Annotated in this window: 5 protein-coding genes; 1 reads left to right on the top strand and 4 read right to left on the bottom strand. The window is 74.0% G+C overall.

Annotated features, from left to right (window positions below; all coding sequences use genetic code 11):
- Positions 1–18: 18 nt before the first annotated feature.
- Genes MHY29_RS11515 through MHY29_RS11505 form a run of 3 tightly spaced genes read right to left on the bottom strand, consistent with a single transcriptional unit; the run spans position 19 to position 2,212 of the window.
- Positions 19–675: an ABC transporter permease gene (locus tag MHY29_RS11515; RefSeq protein WP_239241344.1), complete on the bottom strand. Its 657-nt coding sequence runs from the start codon at positions 673–675 to the stop codon at positions 19–21.
- Entirely contained in the window at positions 672–1,406 is a 735-nt protein-coding gene (locus MHY29_RS11510) for an ABC transporter permease (RefSeq protein WP_239241342.1), read from the bottom strand. The genes MHY29_RS11515 and MHY29_RS11510 overlap by 4 nt, the downstream gene beginning before the upstream one ends.
- A complete protein-coding gene (locus MHY29_RS11505) occupies positions 1,403–2,212 on the bottom strand; it encodes an ABC transporter ATP-binding protein (protein ID WP_224356051.1) in 810 nt (269 codons plus the stop codon). The genes MHY29_RS11510 and MHY29_RS11505 overlap by 4 nt, the downstream gene beginning before the upstream one ends.
- A gap of 197 nt (positions 2,213–2,409) precedes the next feature.
- Between MHY29_RS11505 and MHY29_RS11500 the strand changes: the two genes are divergently transcribed.
- Positions 2,410–2,775, top strand: coding sequence for a VOC family protein (locus tag MHY29_RS11500; protein WP_224356050.1), 366 nt, complete (start codon positions 2,410–2,412; stop codon positions 2,773–2,775).
- A gap of 96 nt (positions 2,776–2,871) precedes the next feature.
- On the opposite strand, the gene MHY29_RS11495 is transcribed toward MHY29_RS11500, so the two are convergent.
- Complete coding sequence (locus tag MHY29_RS11495) at positions 2,872–3,792, bottom strand: SDR family oxidoreductase (RefSeq protein WP_239241340.1); 921 nt, start codon at positions 3,790–3,792, stop codon at positions 2,872–2,874.
- Positions 3,793–3,993 lie beyond the last annotated feature (201 nt).

Genomic DNA, 3,993 nt, shown 5'->3' with positions numbered 1-3,993 from the left:
CCTTTCGGTCAGGTGGGGTCAGGCGGGGGTGACGAGGCGTTGGAACAGGAGGAGGACGGCGTCGGAGACGAGGGCCAGGAGCGCGATCAGCACGGCCCCGGCGAGCATGGTGGTGTAGTCCTGCACGGCGAGCGCGTCGAACAGGTACCGCCCCAGCCCGCCCAGGCCCAGGTACGCGGCCACGGACGTGGTGGCCAGCACCTGCAGGGAGGCCGAGCGCAGCCCGCCGACGATCATCGGCAGGGCCAGCGGCACCTCCACCTGGGAGACGAGCTGCCGGGTGGAGTGCCCGTTCGCGCGGGCCGCGACGACGACGTCCCGGGGCACGGCGTGCACGCCCGCGTAGGCGCCGGCCAGCAGGGGCGGCACGGCCAGGACGACCAGCACGATCACCGCGGGGATCAGCGCCTGCCGCAGGCCCACCTGCAGGACGATCGCGAGGAACGTCAGCAGGCCCAGGGTCGGCAGGGCGCGCAGCGCGCTGGACACCGCGACGACGACGCGCCGCCCCTTCCCCGTGTGGCCGATCGCCACGCCGGCGGGCAGGGCGATCGCGGCGGCGATCGCGAGGGCCAGCAGGGAGTAGCCGAGGTGCTCGGCCACGCGGGCGGGCACGCCGCCGGGGCCGGTCCAGTGGGCGGGGTCGGCGAACCAGGCGAACAGGTCGGCGATCATCGGGCGACCCCCTCGGCGGGGGCGGTCACGGGGTCCGTGACGGCGTCGGTGAGGGCGGCGTCGTGCCGGGCGTCCTCGGGGGCGGGAACGGTCCGGCGTCCGCGCCGCGTCCACGGCATCGGGGCGGCGGCGAGGGCCACGAGCGCGGCGTCGAAGAGGACGGCGAGCAGCACGGTGCCCGCGATGCCCACGAGGATCTCCGTGAGGAACGCGCGGGCGTACCCCTCGGTGAACAGGGTGCCCAGGGAGGGGACGCCGATCAACGCGCCCACGGACACCAGGGAGAGCGTGGAGGCGCTGACCACGCGCGTGCCCGCCAGCAGGGACTCCCCCGCCAGGGGCAGCTCGACGCCCCAGAACCGCTGCGACGGGCTGTGGCCCTGCGCGGTGGCGGCGTGCAGGACGTCGGGGTCGAGGGCGTCGAACGCCTCGGAGGCGCTGCGGGTCAGCAGGGCTGCGCCGTAGAGCGTCAGGGCGATGACCACGTTCAGCGGGTCCAGGATCCTCGTGCCGATCAGCCCGGGCAGGATCACGAACACCGCGAGGGACGGGATCGCGTAGAGCAGGCTGGAGCCGCCCACGGCCAGGCGTCGTCCCCAGCGGGAGGCGTTCGCGGCCCGGCCCAGGGGCACGGCGATCAGCACGCTGAGCAGGATCGCGGGCACCGCGACTGCGACGTGCCGCAGGGTCAGGTCCAGGATCAGGTCCAGGTTCTCCGCGATCCAGGTCATGGCGTCTCCAGGAGACCGGCCACGCGGCCGGCGGCGTCCACCACGGTGGCCGTGCCGGCGCGCTCCTCCACGTGCAGGCGACGCCGGTCCCCGCCCACGAACCGGTCGACGAACCCGTCCGCCGGGTGCAGCAGGATCTCCTCCCCGCGGCCCCGCTGGGCCACCTGCGCACCCGTGCGCAGCACGAGGACCTCGTCCCCGAGGAGGACGGCCTCGTCGACGTCGTGGGTGACGAACAGGACGGTCTTCGCGAGCTCCCGCTGGATCCGCAGCAGCTCGGCCTGCAGCTCGGCCCGGACCACGGGGTCCACGGCGGAGAACGGCTCGTCCATGAGGAGGATGTCTGGGTCCGAGGCCAGGGCGCGGGCCACGCCCACGCGCTGGCGCTGGCCGCCGGAGAGCTGGTCCGGGCGCCGCCGGGCCGCGTCTGCGGGCAGGCCCACCAGCTCGAGCAGCTCGTGCGCCCGGGAGCGATCCGCGGCGGAGACCCGGCCCGTGAGACGCGGGACGGTGAGGACGTTGTCCAGCACGGTGCGGTGGGGCAGCAGGCCCGCCTGCTGCATCACGTAGCCGATCCGGCGGCGCAGGCGCACCGGGTCCACGGAGGCGACGTCGGCGTCGTCGATCCACACCCGGCCCGAGGTGGGGTCCACCATGCGGTTGACCATCTGCAGCAGCGTGGTCTTCCCGCAGCCCGAGGAGCCCAGCAGCACCGTGGTGGTGTGCGAGGGCACCTCCAGGCTGAAGTCCTCCACGGCGGCGGTGCCGTCGTCGAAGACCTTGCCCACGTGCTCGAAGCGGATCATGGCGGGAGCCTCCAGGTGAGGTCGGCAGGGCGCCGGCGGGGTCGGCGGTCGGTGCCCCACCCTAGGGGCGGGATGTGCCCCCGGTCACGGGTGGGGGCACCCCGGGTCAGCCGCGGGGAGCATCACGCCGACGGAGCCCGGCGCCGTCGGAGCGCGGGGGCCTTCCGCGGACGCGCGGGCGGTGCTTGCATGAGCGCATGAGCCTGCGCCTGTCCCACACCACCTGGGACGCCCTGGACCCCTACGCCGTCGCTGAGTTCTGGCGCGAGCTGATGGGCTGGGACGTCGCCGAGCCCGACTCCTACGCCCCCGGATCCGACGAGTGCTACCTGGCCACGGCCGAGGGGTACACGGTGCTCTTCTACCGGGTGCCGGACGCCAAGCGCGTGAAGAACCGCGCCCACATGGACCTCATGACGGCAGGCACCACGCGGGACGAGGAGGTCGAGCGTGCCCTGGGCCTCGGCGCGAGCATGGTGGACGACCGCCGCGGCGATCTCGGCTGGGCCGTGCTGGCCGACCCCGAGGGCAACGAGTTCTGCATCCTCGACACCGGGGACTGACCCCGGCCGGGGTCCGCACGACGACGCCGGCCCGGTCGCGGGGACCGGGCCGGCGTCGTCGTGCCGGCGGGCGAAGCGCCCCGCCGCCGCGTCAGGTCACGGCGTCGGCATGCCGCCGGTGACCGGGATGGTCGCGCCCACCACATAGGAGGACTCCGGCGAGGCCAGGAACACGTACGCCGGGGCGAGCTCGGTGGGCTGCCCGGCGCGGCCCAGCGGAGTGGACTGGCCGAACTCCGGCAGGGCCTCCGGCTTCTGACCGCCGGAGGGCTGCAGCGGGGTCCAGATCGGACCGGGCGCCACGGCGTTCACGCGGATGCCCTTCGGGGCCAGCTGCTGGCCCAGCGCCTTCGTGAAGGTGTTGATGGCGGCCTTGGTGGCGGAGTAGTCCACCAGCTGCTCCGGGGCCATGTAGGCGACCACGGAGGTGGTGTTGATGATCGTGGAGCCCGGCTTCAGGTGCGGCAGGGCGGCCTTGACCAGGCGGAACTGGGCCAGGATGTTGACGTCGAAGGTGGCCTCGAGCTGCTCGTCGTCGATGTCCTCGATCGAGTCCTGCGCCACCTGCTTGCCGCCGTTGTTCACCAGGATGTCGAGGCCGCCGAGCTCCTGCACGGCGCGCTCCACGAGGTCCTTGCAGAACTGCTTGTCCCGCAGGTCGCCGGAGACGGTCACGGCCTTGCGGCCCTCCGCCTCGATGACCTCCTTGACGTGCTGCGCGTCCTTCTCCTCCTCCGGCAGGTAGGTCAGCACCACGTCGGCGCCCTCGCGGGCGAAGGCGATCGCGGTGGCCGCGCCGATGCCGGAGTCGCCGCCGGTGATGAGCGCCTTGCGGCCCTCCAGGCGGCCGGTGCCGCGGTAGGAGTGCTCGCCGAGGTCCGCCTTCGGGGTCATCTCGGCGTCCAGGCCGGTGCCGGGCAGGGACTGCTCGGGCGGGCTGATCACGGGGTAGCGCTTCGTGGGGTCCTGCAGGGTGAGCTGGTCGGTGGTGGTGGTGTTGGTGTCGTCGTTCGCCACGGCGTGCTCCTTCTCTTCTCAGGGACGGCGCGCGGTCGACGCGCCGTCCCTCCACCATAGGAGCCGGCCTGGTCCGCGGGCCACGGTTGGTGCGCGGCGCCGGGCCCGACCGCGACCGGCCGGTTTCTGGGCGGCTTCTTGGAAGGGGCCGCCCACGCTGGAGGCATGGCCACCGCCCTCCTCCCCCCGAACAGCCCGTCC

Source organism: Micrococcus sp. ACRRV, from assembly GCF_022346985.1.
GTDB lineage: Bacteria > Actinomycetota > Actinomycetes > Actinomycetales > Micrococcaceae > Micrococcus > Micrococcus porci.
The sequence above is the reverse complement of the archived record's forward strand: the minus strand, read 5'-3'. Positions and strand labels throughout refer to the sequence as shown.

Bases quoted from the DNA above. Each gene is read 5' to 3' on its own strand.
- MHY29_RS11515 (WP_239241344.1), bottom strand. From the start codon at position 675: ATGATCGCCGACCTGTTCGCCTGGTTCGCCGACCCCGCCCACTGGACC.
- MHY29_RS11510 (WP_239241342.1), bottom strand. From the start codon at position 1,406: ATGACCTGGATCGCGGAGAACCTGGACCTGATCCTGGACCTGACCCTG.
- MHY29_RS11505 (WP_224356051.1), bottom strand. From the start codon at position 2,212: ATGATCCGCTTCGAGCACGTGGGCAAGGTCTTCGACGACGGCACCGCC.
- MHY29_RS11500 (WP_224356050.1), top strand. From the start codon at position 2,410: ATGAGCCTGCGCCTGTCCCACACCACCTGGGACGCCCTGGACCCCTAC.